Source organism: Acinetobacter sp. X9 (assembly GCF_054889255.1).
In genome coordinates this window covers 2,772,078-2,787,449 of record NZ_CM142679.1, presented here as the reverse complement: position 1 = coordinate 2,787,449, position 15,372 = coordinate 2,772,078, and the positions used below count along the sequence as shown (strand labels likewise).

Genomic DNA, 15,372 nt, shown 5'->3' with positions numbered 1-15,372 from the left:
TCCTATTTCTTTGTTAAAGATAAAATTCTGTAATTAATTTAAAGCTATAAAAATAAGGTAGGTATATGAAGTTTAAATTATTTTTTCTTAGTTTTTTAGCTTTGGGTTGTTATGCCGATGAAAGTGTAAGTGATCCCGAAATTTGTAATGTGGTAAAGAAAGTTTCTTATACTGTCATGGAAGCGCGTCAACAAAAAGTCCCATCTGAAGACTTGCAGCATATAGCGAATAGTCTTGAAGATCCAAAGGCAAAAGAACTTTATCAAGATTTAATTACTTCTGCTTACTCAACCAAAGTATTCAAGACCAGCTTCTTTAAAAGAAAAGCGATAGAAGATTTTCAAACAGCTTGGTATCAAGAATGCCTGAGTAGAAAAGAAAAGTAACTTTGAGGGCAGAGATTCATTGATCTCTAAAATAATAATGTTATGAATTATTGAATGCTTGAGAGAAGTATCGTACTGACAGGTCTGTATGAAAGGATGAGTGTTCTGAATTTTATTATTTAACTAAAAATAAATGCTCCGAAGATGCCGCTGCATGTGTCGTTACCCTGAACCCGACGAGTTCTCGGGTAGAAATGATTTTATAGCAACATGAAACGATATTAGACCATTTATAAACACATGAAAAGAGTTTTTAAGTTTTTGTATTTTAATGAAAATACCTGAAACGATATTAAATCCCATGTCGTGATACGATAATATACTTTATTTGCCTACTATCTGCCTATTTCTTTTAATTTGCCTATTTTTATATGTTTTTAGCCTATTGTTTGCCTACAAATTTTTTTAATAAAAAAGGCGGTTAAACCGCCATTTGTGATGTTGATTGTATGCGCTGCCGTTCAATATAAGCTAACACATCTGCTTTTTTATAAAAAATTTTTCGATAGTGGACTTTTGAAAAGGGAATACCGCCACCTTCACAACGCTTTTTCTGCAACCAAGATGTCGAAACATCAAGGATTGCAGCCAGTGATTCTGGTGAAAATTCTGCATCATCATTAGCAGCATTAAACTTTTCAATCTCAGCTTCTTTATTAATACCTTTCATTCCTCAGCTCCTGATTTACTTTCAAACATTGCTTTATCAATAGCCTCTCTCTTTGTTTTCGCGATCGACTCGTATATGTAATCCCATCCAGATATATAGTAAATTTCTGCTACACATTGGCCTTCTTTAAGTAAATCACCCTCATCAGTCCAGTGCTTCTGGTGGCAGACAGTTCGTTTAGTAGAGTCATCAATCATGAAGTCCAAGCGAGCTGTATCTTTTGCCTGATCTTCAGTAACGATGACATAACCTTCCGGCAACGCCTGAGTTTTTGACGCTTCCCAAATTAAACGTCCAGCAACTTCAATAATGTCATTAACTTCATTATTACTTAGATGAGCTGTAGCCTGGCGAAGGGTGTTCATATTTTTAGAAAGCCAATTATCATATATTGGGAAATGAGGCGTTGATGGAGCCGGTTGTTTAGTTATTAATAAATAAACATCGCCGTTTTTCTCAACATCAAGTTCAGCTAAAATCTGCTTGATAGTTTTCGCACTTAGCTTGCATACAGTCGCCAACTGAGAAACTGTTAAGCCGTAAGTATCATTTGCCAGTGCTTCAAAAACTTTAGCTTTGTATTTTTTGAAATTAGTCATTTCATTGGCCTTTTTAAGTTCAGCTGCTGTACTCATTTTCACTTTCTCCATGTGGCTTCTTTAAACTTTACATTTACTAAGCAAGCATCGATTTCTGAAGGATTAACATTGTCAAACTGGTGGTTCATGTGAGCGCCGATTACCAATAAAATGCGCGTCATTGTTGAGTAGCGATATTTCATTGGCTTATCTCCAATGGTGCACCTGGCAATTGAGCTTCGCGGTTTTTATAGGCTGTCATCGCGTCATACTTTACAGTTCCATTTTCAAGTAAACGGATCTCAGCGAATAAGGTGCGTAAAACATCAATATTCTGTGCAGCATGGATGCGCTCAATTAAAGGTCTGTTTTGAAGTTGTCTAAGACGGTGATGTGATGCCTCTAATAAGGGCTTGCGCTGAGCTTCTGACCATTTACGTGTGCGGTCAAAGATTGCATTAACTTCTTCAGCGTTCCCAGCCATATCCATTTCAACAATTAAACTGTCTATAAGATCTTTGGTGTATGTGAATTCAGGATATGTAGGCTCAGGGTCTATTAAATCAAGCTGTGAAAGTTGTTCTTTTCGTTGCTCATAATGAATTTTTAAATCTCGTAAATCCTCAGTTGAAAGATTATTTTTGCTTGCCAGGATTGTGTCATTAGCTTTGGCTAATTCTTCAGTTGTACTAGCACGATCAATTAGACCCTTAAGTATTTCTTTTGGGGCAGATGCTTTTTTGTCGCTGAAAGTTGTCTCTTGAATAACTTTCATTAAATTGTCGCGTTCTGGATCTTCTAGATGGCCATTTGCGCCAATTTTCCGCTTAACCGCTTGTAGTTCTTCAGCTGAGGTGCAAGATTTGATTTCACTAATAAATGAATCATGTAAAACAGAAAATACTTGCTCACTAACCGAATCAGCTGCATCCATTTCAATAAAATCCAACTCAGTTAATCGAGCTTGTTTAGCAGCTTCAATTTCATCTAATTGCTCTTGCGTAAAGCCTACTTTCTCAAGACCTGAACAAATGTTTTTGACTTCCTGCTCAGTATTTGCGATTTGCAAAGCATCTAATAGAACTTGGTGCTGAAGATTGTTTGAAGCTTGAGTTTCTGCGATTTCATCAGTCGAAGAGGGTTCCAAAACTTCTGTATGAATAGGATCCTCAGCTTTAACTTCCTCAACTTGTTTTTGAGGAGCAGTCTTTGAAGATTTTTTCTTAGTTGTTTTTTGTTTTTCTGCACCGCCAATAGGTACGACAAGCGCATCACTTGTATCAACATCACGGCCAACGGCAGCACAAAATGCCTTTAGCTGGAGACGAGCATTTTCAATATCAGCTTGAGCAAAGCCATTTAAAATTGCTGTTTTGTGAGCTGGTGTTTCATTGAATTTGTACCAATAAATACTGCCTGTTGGCTCAATAAGATAAATGTCTTGATCTGGCTTAACATCTTCAAGGGTAAGTGGTTGAGTAAATGCAATCCCGGCCAATTCAATTTTTGGCAGTTGGATACAATACTCATAGCCTGGCAAAGAAAATACTGTAGCCGGGAACTGCTCCAAAGTATCAAACTCACCATCGATGTGGCGGCAAAGAACAATTTTGCCGGACATCAAAGCATTAAAGGCTTCTTGGTTTGAAATTAAATTAGTCATGTTTATTTCCTGCCTTTAATCAGTGGTGGAGTTGTTGAGTTTGGATTTTTTGCTGAGGAAGGGAATTAACTATCCATCCCATTTGATCGGCACGTGCACGACAAGCGTTCACGATCCCAGCTGCATATTGAGAATTTGCAAAAGTGACAATGGCTTTATCCAGAGTAGATGGATATTTGGCATTCTTGATGCTAGTAAGCGCATTTGTATAACGTTGAGCTAATGACTGAGTGCTATTAGCATTGTTTGCCTGCGAGTTCTGATTAGATTGCTGGTTTTGATTACCGTTGGTACGGTTGTTTTGATTTTTAGATGCTTGGTCCATTTGTTGATGATATTCATTAGTGTCATAGTCCTTAGTGTCATCAATAAGAAACAAGCCATTTAAAGCGTATTTACGAGCATACGAACTCGATGCACCAAAGGTTTGAGCTACATCCATACCTTTTTTATTAACGTCAACGCCAGCATGAGCCGTTACGGTAATTTCTTTGCCGTTAGCATCAGTAAAGACTGCTTTAGCTGTAATAACGACTACTGAACCAACTTGTTGAACTTCATCTGTAAGGACAAGCGTTGCACCCAATTCATTGAGATGCGGTTTAACTGCTTCAAGGATGTCTTCACAGTTACGGTATTTGTATTTGCCAAAATCATTGGTTTTGTTTTTTGGAGCTTTCAACTCTTTTTGAATTTTATGTAATGCGTTGTTTTGATTAGTCATGATGCCACCCAATTAATAACGAGAGTTTTTATAAGCGATACGTTGCTCTGCGCTGTATCGTTGGGGTTGAGTACGGTTCTTTTGCTCAATAGCGCGGTGATAATTAACACCGCCCTTAAATTCAGGCTTGAACCATTTTTGTGATAATTCATCCGTAGTAATTGGACGCGGCTCACTATCTTGTGAATCCTTAACAAGTACGTTGTACCAGTTGAATGGCTGAGCTCTTTTGCCACCAGTAAACTCTTTGTCAAAGTCTGGCGTAAAATCTAGAGTCAGCTTGGCCAAATAGATTTTTGGACCAAGACGTACATGGTAGAAACCTTCCTGGTCTTTAAAAAGAAACTTACGAAAAGGTGTGGTGAGGGTCTTTTTCATTACTTATTCCTCCACCAGGCGATTTTTTTCAATGAAGCCAATGAGAAGGGCGTTTATATTTCGATGATCGATGTAATCTGTAAAATCTTTATAAGGATTACCATTTGCATCTTTGACGCTAATTTCACCTAGCTCAGTAATATCTACGGCAATAAAGTCAGAACCAGGAACACCGTAGTCATCTTTGTGCGCAGAATATTTAAAATCAAAATCCAAGGTAAAGCCGTCCAGATTGACTGAAGCAATACCGCTATCTTTACCAGTGATTTGAGCTGTTTTAACGCTGTAAACGCTTGGTGTAGTGTTTGGAACAAATACATTATTTGTATTTGTGCTTGATTCAGCAGTTTGAAAACCGCAGTTACTTAGAGTCACCGTAGCAATAGCAGCTGATACGCCAATCGCTAAGTAGTACTTGTATGGGTTTGCTTTTGCATTCATAATTGATCTCGCAGTTTGCAAAGCACATCGGAAGGTAGAAGAGTCGATGTGCTTTTTTATTGTCTGTGAGAAAAATATACCTGTAAGGTAAAATAAAGTAAATACCTGTGAGGTGAAATTAATTGATTATTTTTTTACTTGCTAGGTGTATTTAATGTTAATGCCATAAAAAAACCCACCAATTGGTGGGTTTAAATAATGGTTTATTAAAATAATTAATGAGCTTTGGGATGCTGCTGTCTGTGTTGGCTAGGAGGCACAATATCGGTAATAGCAGTAATGCTTTCGACTTCATCCATATCAAAAGTTAAGCGTTCACCGCCGTTTACAGCTAAAAGATTTAAAACATTATTATGAATGCCAATAAATTCTTTAATTGTGCATCTACCATCTTTTAAACAAACTTGCACAAATTCAGTCGGCGTTAATTCTGCATCTGGGTCACATACTACATACCAGCCATTACGTATAGCAGGGTACATTGAGTCTCCAGTTCCTTTAATTGCATATGATCTATCTCCAGCAGTGTGAGTCGGCACGTACCCATCGCCAGCGTTTCCATCATACCCCATGTCTGTAAAATAACCGTCCAGGCCCATCTTGCTGTATGCCTTAACTGGAACCCATCTTTTTGAAATAACTAATGGTTTTTCGATAACATTTGAGAAAAGTACAGCATCTTCACTGTCAGGAATATTATATTTTTTCTTAAATGCTTCTATGTCGAGTTGCTTAAAACTAGCAGTACCTTCTAATTGGTGCGCATTTCCATTTTGAATGTCAGATTGATCAAGGTATCCACGTGGCTTATTAAAAGCTTCTTCGATTTTTAAAGCTGTTTCATCACCAATATTCTTTGTTGGATTCTTTCCAATATATTGGCTTACCAATCCATAAGACATATCAATCTTTTCGGCAAATTCAGAACGAGTTAGTCCCGATTCCTTCATTAATTTTCTTGTATTACCAAGCCTAATTTCATGAATAGTCTTTAATTCACTCATGTTTTTAATTCACCTCTAGCGCTGAACTCAAAAATACCCAATAGGTAAAAAAAATAAATACCCTAACAGGTTGTATTTTATTTACCTTGTGGGTATATTTAATTAATAAATTTACCAGTGAGGTGTATTAATGCTTACTCTTTATAGCTACTGGCGAGGATTAAGTGAGAGTGAACGTCTCAAATTCTGCAAAGAAGTAAAAGTTACATATGGATATATGGAAACTCAATTAATCCATGCCCGCAAAAACCCAAGAATGGAAACCATTCAAAAAATGGTTGATGCAAGTAATCAAAAACTAACTCACAAAAGCCTATTTGATTTCTTTTTAGGAACTTCAAAAACAGCTTAAAAACAAAGTTAGGCAAGTATTAATCAAAAAGTTCAAAAAATATATGTGAAGTAAATGAAGGATTTCACAATGCAAGAAATGACTCTAAGCCGAGATGCACAAATAGCACTTTGGCAAATGGTAAATAAAACGCCCAATTGCACAGCAAAAGAAATTGCTCAAGCAATAGGAGACTCACATAACACGGTTTGTAATTACGGCAATCAAAACATGCCCACCTATTTACCGAGCTTAAAAAAGCTTGAAGCCATGATCTATTTTACACAAAACCCTACATTGCTAAAGGTTTGGGCTCATGAGTTGGGCTTTGCTTTGGTTCCAGTTGGATGCAGCAGCTCTAAACATCATGAGTTATCAATTTTTGAAGCAATGATGCAGCACAACATTAAAAACGGTAAGGCGAATCGGGTCGTATATGAAGCATATGAAGACGGAATTATTACGCCGATGGAATATGAAGAAATTCACCATCTAACGCAAAACCTTATTGAGCTTATCACCGCCGTTGATCAAGCAGCACTTAAGCAAATGAAAAAATGTACAGCTGAATTAGGAAACGAAAAAGCCTGATGGTCGAGATCAGGCTTTTCAATTCAATTACTTGCTAGAGGAATCGAATATGCAAACTAATTTATCAAATCAATCGACTAAAGACAAACTTTTAGAACAAAAGCGTCAACAAAGTTACCAGTCTTGGCATGAACCGGCTTTGAGAACTTTGTCTGGTTTGCTAGTTGAGCGTAAGCAAAATTTGAAACGTAGAAACCATGATGAAAATCAAGCGGCCGTAACTCGCGATGAGTTTATGCATGCTCTTGTAGATGAACATGGTGTACACGGAATTTATCTTTATCACGCTGGAGTAATTATCTCGAGTCTTTATAGAGCTAAGCGGATCCGCTATTTGGGATCTTTCATTCAAATCATTGAAGAAGGTGAACTTAAATGACGAATTCACCTTTACCTAAAACGATTCAAACTGAATTGGGTACAGAAAAACTCTGTATCCAATGCAATGAGTACTTTCCATTAGATGAGGAATTTTTCTGGCGATCTGGTTCTAAAAGAAAAGATGGCTCAGCTATTTTCTGTGCAACTTGTAAGGCTTGCTATGACATTCGGTATAAGCGCAGAAAGCATAAAAATCATGAGGTACAAACAACATGAGTAAATATGTGCCTAATTCTTTCCAGGTTGCTAACGCTTTCGTTGATGAGGCAATGAGTAAAATCTCAGATGCCTCAGTAAAGATTTATTTAATCATTAACCGTAAAACGCGCGGCTGGGCAAAAGAGTGTGATGCGCTTTCGCTTACGCAATTAGAAGAGCTGTCAGGCAAAAGTCACCCGACTGTTGTTAGATGTACAAAAGAACTGGTTAAAGTTGGTTTGGTTAAAAAGCACGATCAATCTATTTACGGAAATGTTTACTCGTTAATTGATAATTATTTTATTGGCGAATTAATTAATTTTCCAAATAAAGGATCAGTGCTGGTCCAATCTTTTAGTTTGTTTAATGGTCAGCTAGTTAAATTTTTTAACTACCAAGTACCAGTACCTAAAAAGACATCTAATTGCAAAAAGGTCAAAAATCTTTGCTTAAATTTCCCTCAAAAATCTCGCTTGCTAGTTAAAAAATTTAACTACCTTGAAAGTACCTGCCAGTTAAAATTTTTAACTACTGCTAGTAAAAATTTTTTACCACTGCTAGTTAAAATTTTTAACACACAAAACACACTATCAAAACACACTAATCAAAATAAAAAAAATACATGGTTTGTTTTGGAAAATTTGAAATTAGAAATTTGTTCTATCAATCCGTCAATTGATACAAACGAGATTTTTAAAGCTTCCTGGTTTGAGAGAGAGCTAAAAGCATTCGAAGGATTTAACCAGGATCGCAATCACTCCGATGATTACATGGTTAAGTTTTTTGCAGAGTGGATGCTTAAAGCACGTGCCAAATACGCAAAGATGAAAGCACCGGCACCACGCTCTTTTGAAAACAAAAACTCAAGTGGCCAACAATCCAAATCTGAAAACACATTGCCGGAGGTAATAACTTTTGCTTCTGACAAACAGCTTTTTACTTTTGCTCGTCTACTTGTAAACCATCCTGATTTCAAAGATTCATTTTGTCGTACGGGCGAATCATGGATGGATGCCGGAAAGCGTATGGCCCAAAAGCTAGTAGATCCTGAGCTACAAAAACCATTTATTCCGTATTTGATTGAGATGGGTTTTAAAACTCCATCCAAAGGGGCGGCAGCATGAATAAATTCGAGATTTTAGCGTGGGGGTTGCTCATTTCATTTTTTACAGCAGCTCTAAGCGGAGCGGTGGCTTTGTGGTGGTTAGCGAGAAAAGAACATGGTGAGGTGGACAATGGATAGCTCTCAACGCTGTGAAGCTGAACAGTTAATTAATTCTTATGGCGGACTTGCTGAAGCTAAAGCGTATATGAAGCGCTGGTTCAAATTGAGCAAGATTACTAAAAATACTCAAGCAGATGCCTATGTAAAGGACTCAATGCATAAGCTGAATGAAGCAATTGCAGTGATGGAGCAAAGCCAATGAGTGCAATTAAATTAATTCGAAAGGTAGGACTTGATTGTGCTAAAGCGAACGTTAAAGGTGCTTTTGAACTAAGTAAAACGCAACCAATGGACTTACATAAGCTTGAAATATTCGGAATTGTTGTCGATGTATTTGAGCTAAAACGGCTGGTGGGGGTACATGAACGCTTAGTAAAACTAGGCGGGTTATCCAAAGCTAAAGATCACTTGGACTATTTAATCTCTCATGGATCTGAGTTTGCTGGTGTGAATAAGCAAATGATTGAGGAGCTGACTTTGGATATTTCCATATGTGAACAGGAATCAGGAGTTAATGGTGGTGAAGCATGAATATTCCAGAAAATTTCGATTTAGTTAAAACGATAGCTCGCCGTGACAAATTACGAGACAGATATTACCGCGGTGGACTATCTAATGCTGATTACAAAGAGTTAATCCAACTTGATAAAGAAATTGGACAAGCCTTCGAGGACCTCAAGAAATGAGCAAAGTTTTAATAGGGATTGATACTGGCGTAAATACTGGTTTTGCAGTGGCCATTGATCAGGGGAAAGGTGGACAGCTTCAGGATGTTGGCTCACTCACGATTACCCAGGCAATGAGCAAGGTGTTAAAGCTGGTCGAAATCCACAGTAAGCAAAACATCAAATTATTTATTGAGGATGCACGTAAACGCACTTGGTTCGGTAACGCAGATGCACGACAAGCCAAAAGTGGAGCTGGTACTCGTGAGGGGGTTGGATCTGTTAAGCGAGATGCACAGATTTGGGAGGATTGGTGCAAAGAGCAAGGTTTGAATTATTCGATGATTCACCCAGCAGCTAATAAAACTAAAACCGATGCTAAATATTTTTTAAAACTAACAGGGTGGGCAAAACGTACAAATGAACATGCGCGAGATGCAGCAATGCTTGTTTTCGGGCGATATGCAAAGTTTTGATGTGAACAAAGGTTTCAATAAGTTGTTTATTAATTATGGTAAAGGGTAAATAGGAAGGCGATTATGTTGGTTGAAAAGTTTGATTTTATTGAGTTACTTCGCCTTGCTATTGCTCAAAGCGAAGGTAAGGGGAAAATCACAAAATCCGTTGTCTTAGGGGAGATTGCTTTATTGCCTACTGGGGCAAAAAAATGGGCTGAACTGCTCATTGAGCGAGTCGATTTTGAACGCATTACAGAGATTACAGAAGCAAAGAAAATATATGAGACCTGGATAATTGACGGAAAGGAATTTAAGAAACGTATTGATGAAATACCCGGCAAAGTTGAAATCAAAAAAGGTGATATTAATTCTGCAGATTTCTTCCGTGTTAGAAACGTATTGGCTGGTAAGATCCATAGAGAAATGATTAAGAAAAACTTCAAGCCGAATAATTGCCAGGGTGACTTAACTAATGTGGCCAAAGGAATAGCTGAAGTTGTTTTACGTGGACGGTTGTTTACTAAAGCAATGTGTGGACACTGCCAAGGGCTGGGCAAGTTAGAATTGTTCAATGCTCAAGGTTATCCGGATGGATCAAAATTTTGTGAAAAATGTGCGGGTACGGGAAAACGACCTTATACATTGCACGAAAAAATTACGATCGCAAAATTAAAAGTGTCTAAGTCAGGTTATTCTGAGAGATATGAACCATATGAATTAATTGCTGAAGCATGTATCGAAAATTGGGAAAACAGCATTAGAACTAGCCTGGCTAGATCGTTTCATTTTGAACCAGAAGAAATATCATTAGCTTGACTTAAACAGAACGGTTGAGTATAAGTATTTCTAAAATGGGCGTTTTTAATTCTTAGTCGCCAATATACTTAATTAGCTCACAAAATAGTGGGCTTTTACTTTTTTAATTTGCTAATTTCATAATTATTGGAGACTCGCAATGAGTGAAGCGCAGAGCAATAGAGCACAAGAAATATTGAATCACCGTGAAAATGAATTGCTTGAAGCAAAACGTAAATTTGAACAAGCCCAAACAGATGTAGATGTGGATGTGGCTAAAAAAGAATTGGATGACGCTCAGAAAGCCTTAGACAATCAAGCTCGTTCAGATTTATTGTAAGAAATATCTTTATTAAAACCAAATTATAAGAGCTCGCCAAATGGTGGGCTTTATATTAATAAGTTAGTAACTTAGCTAATACTCAATTATTTTTAAATTAAGAAAATAGAAAATTCATTGAAATGTTAATTAATAAAATCAAGCAAGGCTCTTTACTAGATTTAATCGCATTATTTACGCCCTGTATAATTTTGATTGGTGCTGCATACAAACTAGGTTTTTATGATTCCAAAAATATTGATGCACTTTGGCTAATTTCATTATTCTCACCTGTTGACTTCATGGTTTCTAATGTAATTATTTATTTATATTATGTACTTGCAATACTCTATATGGATAAAATTATAGATGGCAGAGACAAATTAATTGGTGGATTGATAAGCGCTAATGTTGTACTTTTTTGTTCATTTTTAGGAATGATATTTTTTTCAAAGGCTGAATGGATATTTGTATTAAATGCAATTGTTGCTTTAAATTGCTTTGCAGCAGTTCTTTATTCAAATCATCACGGATTTCGAGTTATTGGAATTGTAGCAATTTTAGTTGGGCTTCCATATTTTAATGGTAAGAATGAAGCTGATAATTTAACAACAAAAGAATTGCCAATCGTTACTCTAAAAAAAGAGAACAATATCTATGAAACTTGGATACTTTTAGATAAATTTTCTGATAAGGCAATACTAATGCACAAAATTGGTGAAAAAAACGAATTCAAGATTGTTGAATTGAAAGACATTGAGAGAATCAGTCAAAGTAAGATTTGATAACTCATTCTTACATTTTTAACTTGATCGATTATTGGATTACCTTGATTTAATGCGCTGTAATTTTAATGCTAATAAGGCCCAGCTAAATATCGATTATTGGCGGGGCTTTTTACTTTATGTGTTAAGCTGCCATTCATAATTTTATGGATTAGCTCAATGTATATTTGTATTGGCGGTGATTTAGACGGTGAAGTTGTAAATAACCGTGAAGGTACATTCTTTGAAGCCAGTGAAATAGATCCTAGTAAGCAATCAACATATAACCGCCAGAGTTATAAAGTTGGTGAAAATACATATCGTTTTTGGCTTTGTGCTGAAATGTCTTATTCGGAAACAACCAAAATCGCTAATAAGTATCTAGCTGAAAAATACCCATATCTATCTTAAATAATAGTACAAACAATTGAAGCCCACCAATCGGTGGGTTTTTTATTGCCTACTTGGAGTGTTTATGACTGAGTTTCAAAAAATCACGAAAGAGATAAGACAGCTTCAAGTAGATCTAAATCATTTGGGAAGCTGTACAACGAAAGGATTAAGTACAGAACAGATCGCTCAATTAGATGAGCGATTTTTTTTAGCCATAGCAAAGCAAAACAAATTAATTGCACGGCTCAACAATAAGCCTGAGGGCTTCTTTTAAGGAGCTTAGTGAATGGATGGTAAAGATTATTTTTGGCTTACTAGAAAAAGAGAACCTAAAACCAAACCCAAGAGTAGACCACTTCCTAAAGCTACCCTAAAGTACTTAGAGGCAGAAGAAGAATTAACACAGGCTTTAGACGTTCTGGAAATTAAATATGAAAAAAAATTCCAATTTAAATCTACAAAGCATTGGCGTTTTGATTTTCATTTAATCGAACATCGAATTTTGGTGGAAATTGCTGGCGGTCCTTGGTCGGGTGGACGTAAGGGTAAGCTTAAAAACAAAGCTTGGAGTCTTGATCGTTACGATGTGGCTGAAGAAATGGGATACACAGTAGTTCGCATAGAGACAGCTTCAAGATGCCGCATTGATGAGTCTGGACCTTTGCAGTTACGGACTGAATACGCTAGTCAGTGGCTAAAAAATTTAAAGAGGCAAATATTTAATGAATCAGATCAGACCATTTCCTCCAACTGATTTTATTGACCAAGCAGATGAAGAGGAAGCGATTCGCATAGTACCAGCGCCCGATTTACAAAACTGGGTAGTTGCTAATTTTCTTACGCTTGGTGGACCTTTACATAATCCAGATCACGACCATATCGCTGAGATGCTTCATGACAATGAGAAGTTCTTGGCTTTTGCATGGGCATCAACTGCTTATTCGAGAGCTAAACGGATGGTGTTAGGCCAGTGCGAAAAAGTTATGTTTCAACAGGGCGGCTGGAAGAAAGCTCGCCAAGAGCAGCAAATGCGTGATTGGTTCGGTTTCGTTCCAATTTACTTAATCACTATCGATGCAAGCTTTTGTGAAAAGGCTAACGATAGCGAGTTTTGTGCACTGCTTGAACATGAGCTATATCACATTGGTGTAGAACGAGACTCGGACGGTGAGATTATTTACAGTGATCATACTGGCTTACCAAAGCACTATTTAGCTGGTCACGATGTGGAAGAGTTTATCGGTGTTGTTAAACGTTGGGGTGCAAATGAAAACGTTAAGCGGCTTATTGAAGTCGCTAAAAACCCGCCGTTTGTTTCTGATTTAGATATTTCGAAATGTTGTGGAAACTGCGTAATTACCTGAGCCTTGAGGCTCTTTTTTTTGGCTATTTAGGTTGACGTAGGTTGACAGGATTGAGGATATGGCGGCTCTAAAAAAGGAGGTAAAACTCTTTATAGTTCGCTCACTTGCCGTATTTAATACACCCACAGAAACTGCTGAGCTCGTCAACCAAGAATACGGGGTAAAAGTTACTAAACAGCAGTGTGAGAAATACGACCCAACTAAACGGGCAGGTGAGAACCTAAGCGAAGAGTTAAGAAAAGATTTTGAAAAGACTCGCGAAATGTTTTTGGGTAAGCCTGAGGCAATCCCAATTGCAAACTTAGCGGTGCGTTTACAGCGATATGAAAGCCAATATCAAAAGCACAGTAGAAACCGTGTAGCAGCTCTAAGCATTCTTAAACAAGCTGCTGAGGACATGGGCGGCAAGTACACGAATAAGACTGAAATTACAGGCGCTGGCGGCGGTCCATTACAAAGCGCAAACATTACCTATGTGACTGCTACCGATGAGCAGGTAAGGCAGGCGATAGATGAACTCGAGAACGAATATTGATCCTGTTAAAACCAAAGCTAAGCGGATTAAATGTGAGAAAGAACATTTATTTTTCACACGTGCTTTTTTCTTGCCACGTATGGGCTTTAAGTTTTCGGTCAATTGGCATCATGAATATATTGCCGACAAGATTGACGAGGTAATTGCTGGAAAGGTTAAGAACCTAGTTATTAACGTTCCACCGGGTAGTGGTAAAACTGAATTACTAACAAACCTTATTGCCCGTGGCATAGCGCGTAATGCTCGATCACGTTTTTTGTATTTGTCTTTCTCGCAGTCACTTGTTGAGGATGTATCGGCAACAGCAAGAAACATTGTTAAGTCAGAAGACTTTCAGAATTTATGGCCAGTAAAGATCTCAACCAGTACGGATGCTAAATCGAGTTGGAAAACTACGGTCGATGGCTATGACGCTGGTCATGTTTATTCTGCTTCGATGGGTGGTCAGGTCACAGGTCGCCGTGCAGGTACTTTAGCGGATGAGGGCTTTACCGGTGCGATTATTCTGGATGACCCATTAAAGCCTGAGGATGCTTTTAGTCAGACTGCTAGACGTAAAGCTAACCGTAAAATCTTAAATACGGTCAACTCGCGTAAAGCTAAATCTGACACGCCAATTATTCTGATCATGCAGCGTTTGCATGTAGAGGATCCGACTAACTTTGTGCTAACGGGTAATGTGCCTGGTGCATGGGAGCAAATTAGCATCCCAGCACTTATCGATGATGAGTACATCAGTAAGTTGCCTGAAAAAATACAAAGCAAAATTCCACGTAATGTTGAGCGTGATGCTAAAGGCCGTCAAAGCTATTGGCCATTAAAAGAATCATTGCAATCGCTATTGCAACTCGAACAAGGCGGACAGGATAAAGACGGCGCCACGGTATCCCGTTATACGTTTGCTAGCCAATACCAGCAGGCCCCTAAAAAGCTTGGTGGTGATCTTGTTAAGGCTGAATGGTTCCCACGTTATCTTGATCTACCAGTTCTTAAGTGGCGGGCTGTATGGGCCGATACTGCTCAGAAGGTCAAAAAGCATAATGACTTCTCTGTGTTCTTATGTGCTGGTCTTGGCTATGACAATAACCTTTACATCATTGACGTGAAGCGCGGGAAGTGGGAAGCACCTGAGCTTTTGAAGGAGGCTAAAGCCTTTATCAATAAGCATAAGGATAGCAACACCAAAATCGGAAAACTGCGTTATATGGCGGTAGAAGATAAGGCGAGTGGTACCGGATTAATTCAATCTATTTCTAGGGAAACTACATTACCTATTAGGGCAATTCAGCGGGATGAGGACAAGCTCTCAAGGACAATGGACGTCATTCTTTATGTTGAAGATCAGCGCGTTTGGTTACCAGCAAACGCACCATGGCTTTTGAACTACATTGAAGAAATAGAAGGGCTCACGGCCGATTGGACACATGACCATGACGACCAATGGGACCCAACCATTGATGCAATTAACGATTCATTAGCAAGCAAGCCAACTGTATTTGATTAGAGGAA

Annotated in this window: 27 protein-coding genes; 20 read left to right on the top strand and 7 right to left on the bottom strand. The window is 37.9% G+C overall.

Annotated elements, in window-relative coordinates; translation table 11 throughout:
* Positions 1-65 precede the first annotated feature (65 nt).
* Entirely contained in the window at positions 66-386 is a 321-nt protein-coding gene (locus tag ACYU0V_RS13305; RefSeq protein WP_139841466.1) for a hypothetical protein, read from the top strand.
* A gap of 421 nt (positions 387-807) precedes the next feature.
* Here the strand turns inward: ACYU0V_RS13305 and ACYU0V_RS13300 are convergent, their stop codons facing one another.
* The 7 genes from ACYU0V_RS13300 to ACYU0V_RS13270 form a co-directional block, all read right to left on the bottom strand.
* Complete coding sequence (locus tag ACYU0V_RS13300; protein WP_130120952.1) at positions 808-1,056, bottom strand: helix-turn-helix domain-containing protein; 249 nt, start codon at positions 1,054-1,056, stop codon at positions 808-810.
* On the bottom strand, positions 1,053-1,691 hold the full coding sequence (locus ACYU0V_RS13295; RefSeq protein WP_461847828.1) for a hypothetical protein: 639 nt from the start codon (positions 1,689-1,691) through the stop codon (positions 1,053-1,055). The genes ACYU0V_RS13300 and ACYU0V_RS13295 overlap by 4 nt, the downstream gene beginning before the upstream one ends.
* Positions 1,692-1,833: 142 nt before the next feature.
* On the bottom strand, positions 1,834-3,297 hold the full coding sequence (locus tag ACYU0V_RS13290) for a hypothetical protein (RefSeq protein ID WP_461847826.1): 1,464 nt from the start codon (positions 3,295-3,297) through the stop codon (positions 1,834-1,836).
* 19 nt (positions 3,298-3,316) lie between these two features.
* On the bottom strand, positions 3,317-4,021 hold the full coding sequence (locus ACYU0V_RS13285; RefSeq protein WP_461847825.1) for an ERF family protein: 705 nt from the start codon (positions 4,019-4,021) through the stop codon (positions 3,317-3,319).
* Between the two features lie 12 nt (positions 4,022-4,033).
* A complete protein-coding gene (locus ACYU0V_RS13280; protein ID WP_407323614.1) occupies positions 4,034-4,399 on the bottom strand; it encodes a hypothetical protein in 366 nt (121 codons plus the stop codon).
* Positions 4,400-4,402: 3 nt separating this feature from the next.
* On the bottom strand, positions 4,403-4,840 hold the full coding sequence (locus ACYU0V_RS13275) for a hypothetical protein (RefSeq protein ID WP_228289779.1): 438 nt from the start codon (positions 4,838-4,840) through the stop codon (positions 4,403-4,405).
* 215 nt (positions 4,841-5,055) lie between these two features.
* Positions 5,056-5,844, bottom strand: a complete 789-nt coding sequence (locus ACYU0V_RS13270; RefSeq protein ID WP_461847824.1) for a LexA family transcriptional regulator — start codon at positions 5,842-5,844, stop codon at positions 5,056-5,058.
* 130 nt (positions 5,845-5,974) lie between these two features.
* Between ACYU0V_RS13270 and ACYU0V_RS13265 the strand changes: the two genes are divergently transcribed.
* From ACYU0V_RS13265 to terL, 19 genes are all read left to right on the top strand, one after another.
* Positions 5,975-6,196 carry an XRE family transcriptional regulator gene (locus tag ACYU0V_RS13265; protein ID WP_206222028.1) on the top strand — a complete coding sequence of 74 codons (222 nt, stop codon included), beginning with the start codon at positions 5,975-5,977 and terminating at the stop codon, positions 6,194-6,196.
* A 69-nt stretch (positions 6,197-6,265) separates the two neighbouring features.
* Positions 6,266-6,766, top strand: coding sequence for a phage regulatory CII family protein (locus ACYU0V_RS13260; RefSeq protein ID WP_206222027.1), 501 nt, complete (start codon positions 6,266-6,268; stop codon positions 6,764-6,766).
* A gap of 49 nt (positions 6,767-6,815) precedes the next feature.
* Positions 6,816-7,145, top strand: coding sequence for a hypothetical protein (locus ACYU0V_RS13255; protein ID WP_461847823.1), 330 nt, complete (start codon positions 6,816-6,818; stop codon positions 7,143-7,145).
* Positions 7,142-7,363 (top strand): hypothetical protein, encoded by a 222-nt coding sequence (locus ACYU0V_RS13250; protein WP_206222025.1) that lies wholly within the window; start codon positions 7,142-7,144, stop codon positions 7,361-7,363. The genes ACYU0V_RS13255 and ACYU0V_RS13250 overlap by 4 nt, the downstream gene beginning before the upstream one ends.
* Positions 7,360-8,469: a hypothetical protein gene (locus ACYU0V_RS13245; protein WP_461847822.1), complete on the top strand. Its 1,110-nt coding sequence runs from the start codon at positions 7,360-7,362 to the stop codon at positions 8,467-8,469. The genes ACYU0V_RS13250 and ACYU0V_RS13245 overlap by 4 nt, the downstream gene beginning before the upstream one ends.
* Complete coding sequence (locus ACYU0V_RS13240; RefSeq protein ID WP_461847821.1) at positions 8,466-8,588, top strand: putative phage replication protein; 123 nt, start codon at positions 8,466-8,468, stop codon at positions 8,586-8,588. Before ACYU0V_RS13245 ends, ACYU0V_RS13240 begins: the two co-directional genes overlap by 4 nt.
* A complete protein-coding gene (locus tag ACYU0V_RS13235) occupies positions 8,581-8,772 on the top strand; it encodes a hypothetical protein (protein ID WP_461847819.1) in 192 nt (63 codons plus the stop codon). The genes ACYU0V_RS13240 and ACYU0V_RS13235 overlap by 8 nt, the downstream gene beginning before the upstream one ends.
* Entirely contained in the window at positions 8,769-9,101 is a 333-nt protein-coding gene (locus ACYU0V_RS13230; protein ID WP_461847817.1) for a hypothetical protein, read from the top strand. The genes ACYU0V_RS13235 and ACYU0V_RS13230 overlap by 4 nt, the downstream gene beginning before the upstream one ends.
* Positions 9,098-9,256, top strand: coding sequence for a hypothetical protein (locus ACYU0V_RS13225; protein WP_461847816.1), 159 nt, complete (start codon positions 9,098-9,100; stop codon positions 9,254-9,256). The genes ACYU0V_RS13230 and ACYU0V_RS13225 overlap by 4 nt, the downstream gene beginning before the upstream one ends.
* Complete coding sequence (locus tag ACYU0V_RS13220; RefSeq protein WP_461847814.1) at positions 9,253-9,711, top strand: hypothetical protein; 459 nt, start codon at positions 9,253-9,255, stop codon at positions 9,709-9,711. Before ACYU0V_RS13225 ends, ACYU0V_RS13220 begins: the two co-directional genes overlap by 4 nt.
* A 63-nt stretch (positions 9,712-9,774) precedes the next feature.
* Positions 9,775-10,509 carry a hypothetical protein gene (locus ACYU0V_RS13215; RefSeq protein WP_461847812.1) on the top strand — a complete coding sequence of 245 codons (735 nt, stop codon included), beginning with the start codon at positions 9,775-9,777 and terminating at the stop codon, positions 10,507-10,509.
* Positions 10,510-10,648: 139 nt separating this feature from the next.
* On the top strand, positions 10,649-10,828 hold the full coding sequence (locus tag ACYU0V_RS13210; RefSeq protein WP_363809472.1) for a hypothetical protein: 180 nt from the start codon (positions 10,649-10,651) through the stop codon (positions 10,826-10,828).
* 122 nt (positions 10,829-10,950) lie between these two features.
* Positions 10,951-11,592 (top strand): hypothetical protein, encoded by a 642-nt coding sequence (locus ACYU0V_RS13205; protein WP_461847811.1) that lies wholly within the window; start codon positions 10,951-10,953, stop codon positions 11,590-11,592.
* 159 nt (positions 11,593-11,751) lie between these two features.
* Positions 11,752-11,982 carry a hypothetical protein gene (locus tag ACYU0V_RS13200; protein ID WP_262460517.1) on the top strand — a complete coding sequence of 77 codons (231 nt, stop codon included), beginning with the start codon at positions 11,752-11,754 and terminating at the stop codon, positions 11,980-11,982.
* Between the two features lie 64 nt (positions 11,983-12,046).
* Positions 12,047-12,238, top strand: a complete 192-nt coding sequence (locus ACYU0V_RS13195) for a hypothetical protein (RefSeq protein WP_461847810.1) — start codon at positions 12,047-12,049, stop codon at positions 12,236-12,238.
* A 12-nt stretch (positions 12,239-12,250) separates the two neighbouring features.
* Positions 12,251-12,718 (top strand): hypothetical protein, encoded by a 468-nt coding sequence (locus ACYU0V_RS13190; RefSeq protein ID WP_461847809.1) that lies wholly within the window; start codon positions 12,251-12,253, stop codon positions 12,716-12,718.
* The gene (locus ACYU0V_RS13185) at positions 12,687-13,328 is read left to right on the top strand and encodes a putative metallopeptidase (RefSeq protein WP_461847808.1); all 642 of its coding nucleotides are present in this window, start codon (positions 12,687-12,689) and stop codon (positions 13,326-13,328) included. The genes ACYU0V_RS13190 and ACYU0V_RS13185 overlap by 32 nt, the downstream gene beginning before the upstream one ends.
* Positions 13,329-13,386: 58 nt before the next feature.
* The gene (locus ACYU0V_RS13180) at positions 13,387-13,863 is read left to right on the top strand and encodes a DUF2280 domain-containing protein (protein WP_461847807.1); all 477 of its coding nucleotides are present in this window, start codon (positions 13,387-13,389) and stop codon (positions 13,861-13,863) included.
* Positions 13,841-15,367, top strand: a complete 1,527-nt coding sequence (gene terL, locus ACYU0V_RS13175) for a phage terminase large subunit (protein ID WP_461847806.1) — start codon at positions 13,841-13,843, stop codon at positions 15,365-15,367. The genes ACYU0V_RS13180 and terL overlap by 23 nt, the downstream gene beginning before the upstream one ends.
* Positions 15,368-15,372 lie beyond the last annotated feature (5 nt).

Bases quoted from the DNA above. Each gene is read 5' to 3' on its own strand.
- ACYU0V_RS13240 (WP_461847821.1), top strand. From the start codon at position 8,466: ATGAATAAATTCGAGATTTTAGCGTGGGGGTTGCTCATTTCATTTTTT.
- ACYU0V_RS13255 (WP_461847823.1), top strand. From the start codon at position 6,816: ATGCAAACTAATTTATCAAATCAATCGACTAAAGACAAACTTTTAGAA.
- ACYU0V_RS13285 (WP_461847825.1), bottom strand. From the start codon at position 4,021: ATGACTAATCAAAACAACGCATTACATAAAATTCAAAAAGAGTTGAAA.
- ACYU0V_RS13230 (WP_461847817.1), top strand. From the start codon at position 8,769: ATGAGTGCAATTAAATTAATTCGAAAGGTAGGACTTGATTGTGCTAAA.
- ACYU0V_RS13295 (WP_461847828.1), bottom strand. From the start codon at position 1,691: ATGAGTACAGCAGCTGAACTTAAAAAGGCCAATGAAATGACTAATTTC.
- ACYU0V_RS13290 (WP_461847826.1), bottom strand. From the start codon at position 3,297: ATGACTAATTTAATTTCAAACCAAGAAGCCTTTAATGCTTTGATGTCC.
- ACYU0V_RS13180 (WP_461847807.1), top strand. From the start codon at position 13,387: ATGGCGGCTCTAAAAAAGGAGGTAAAACTCTTTATAGTTCGCTCACTT.
- ACYU0V_RS13265 (WP_206222028.1), top strand. From the start codon at position 5,975: ATGCTTACTCTTTATAGCTACTGGCGAGGATTAAGTGAGAGTGAACGT.
- ACYU0V_RS13250 (WP_206222025.1), top strand. From the start codon at position 7,142: ATGACGAATTCACCTTTACCTAAAACGATTCAAACTGAATTGGGTACA.
- ACYU0V_RS13305 (WP_139841466.1), top strand. From the start codon at position 66: ATGAAGTTTAAATTATTTTTTCTTAGTTTTTTAGCTTTGGGTTGTTAT.
- ACYU0V_RS13275 (WP_228289779.1), bottom strand. From the start codon at position 4,840: ATGAATGCAAAAGCAAACCCATACAAGTACTACTTAGCGATTGGCGTA.
- ACYU0V_RS13210 (WP_363809472.1), top strand. From the start codon at position 10,649: ATGAGTGAAGCGCAGAGCAATAGAGCACAAGAAATATTGAATCACCGT.
- ACYU0V_RS13220 (WP_461847814.1), top strand. From the start codon at position 9,253: ATGAGCAAAGTTTTAATAGGGATTGATACTGGCGTAAATACTGGTTTT.
- ACYU0V_RS13245 (WP_461847822.1), top strand. From the start codon at position 7,360: ATGAGTAAATATGTGCCTAATTCTTTCCAGGTTGCTAACGCTTTCGTT.
- terL (WP_461847806.1), top strand. From the start codon at position 13,841: ATGAACTCGAGAACGAATATTGATCCTGTTAAAACCAAAGCTAAGCGG.
- ACYU0V_RS13195 (WP_461847810.1), top strand. From the start codon at position 12,047: ATGACTGAGTTTCAAAAAATCACGAAAGAGATAAGACAGCTTCAAGTA.
- ACYU0V_RS13260 (WP_206222027.1), top strand. From the start codon at position 6,266: ATGCAAGAAATGACTCTAAGCCGAGATGCACAAATAGCACTTTGGCAA.
- ACYU0V_RS13280 (WP_407323614.1), bottom strand. From the start codon at position 4,399: ATGAAAAAGACCCTCACCACACCTTTTCGTAAGTTTCTTTTTAAAGAC.
- ACYU0V_RS13270 (WP_461847824.1), bottom strand. From the start codon at position 5,844: ATGAGTGAATTAAAGACTATTCATGAAATTAGGCTTGGTAATACAAGA.
- ACYU0V_RS13300 (WP_130120952.1), bottom strand. From the start codon at position 1,056: ATGAAAGGTATTAATAAAGAAGCTGAGATTGAAAAGTTTAATGCTGCT.
- ACYU0V_RS13185 (WP_461847808.1), top strand. From the start codon at position 12,687: ATGAATCAGATCAGACCATTTCCTCCAACTGATTTTATTGACCAAGCA.
- ACYU0V_RS13200 (WP_262460517.1), top strand. From the start codon at position 11,752: ATGTATATTTGTATTGGCGGTGATTTAGACGGTGAAGTTGTAAATAAC.
- ACYU0V_RS13235 (WP_461847819.1), top strand. From the start codon at position 8,581: ATGGATAGCTCTCAACGCTGTGAAGCTGAACAGTTAATTAATTCTTAT.
- ACYU0V_RS13215 (WP_461847812.1), top strand. From the start codon at position 9,775: ATGTTGGTTGAAAAGTTTGATTTTATTGAGTTACTTCGCCTTGCTATT.
- ACYU0V_RS13225 (WP_461847816.1), top strand. From the start codon at position 9,098: ATGAATATTCCAGAAAATTTCGATTTAGTTAAAACGATAGCTCGCCGT.
- ACYU0V_RS13205 (WP_461847811.1), top strand. From the start codon at position 10,951: ATGTTAATTAATAAAATCAAGCAAGGCTCTTTACTAGATTTAATCGCA.
- ACYU0V_RS13190 (WP_461847809.1), top strand. From the start codon at position 12,251: ATGGATGGTAAAGATTATTTTTGGCTTACTAGAAAAAGAGAACCTAAA.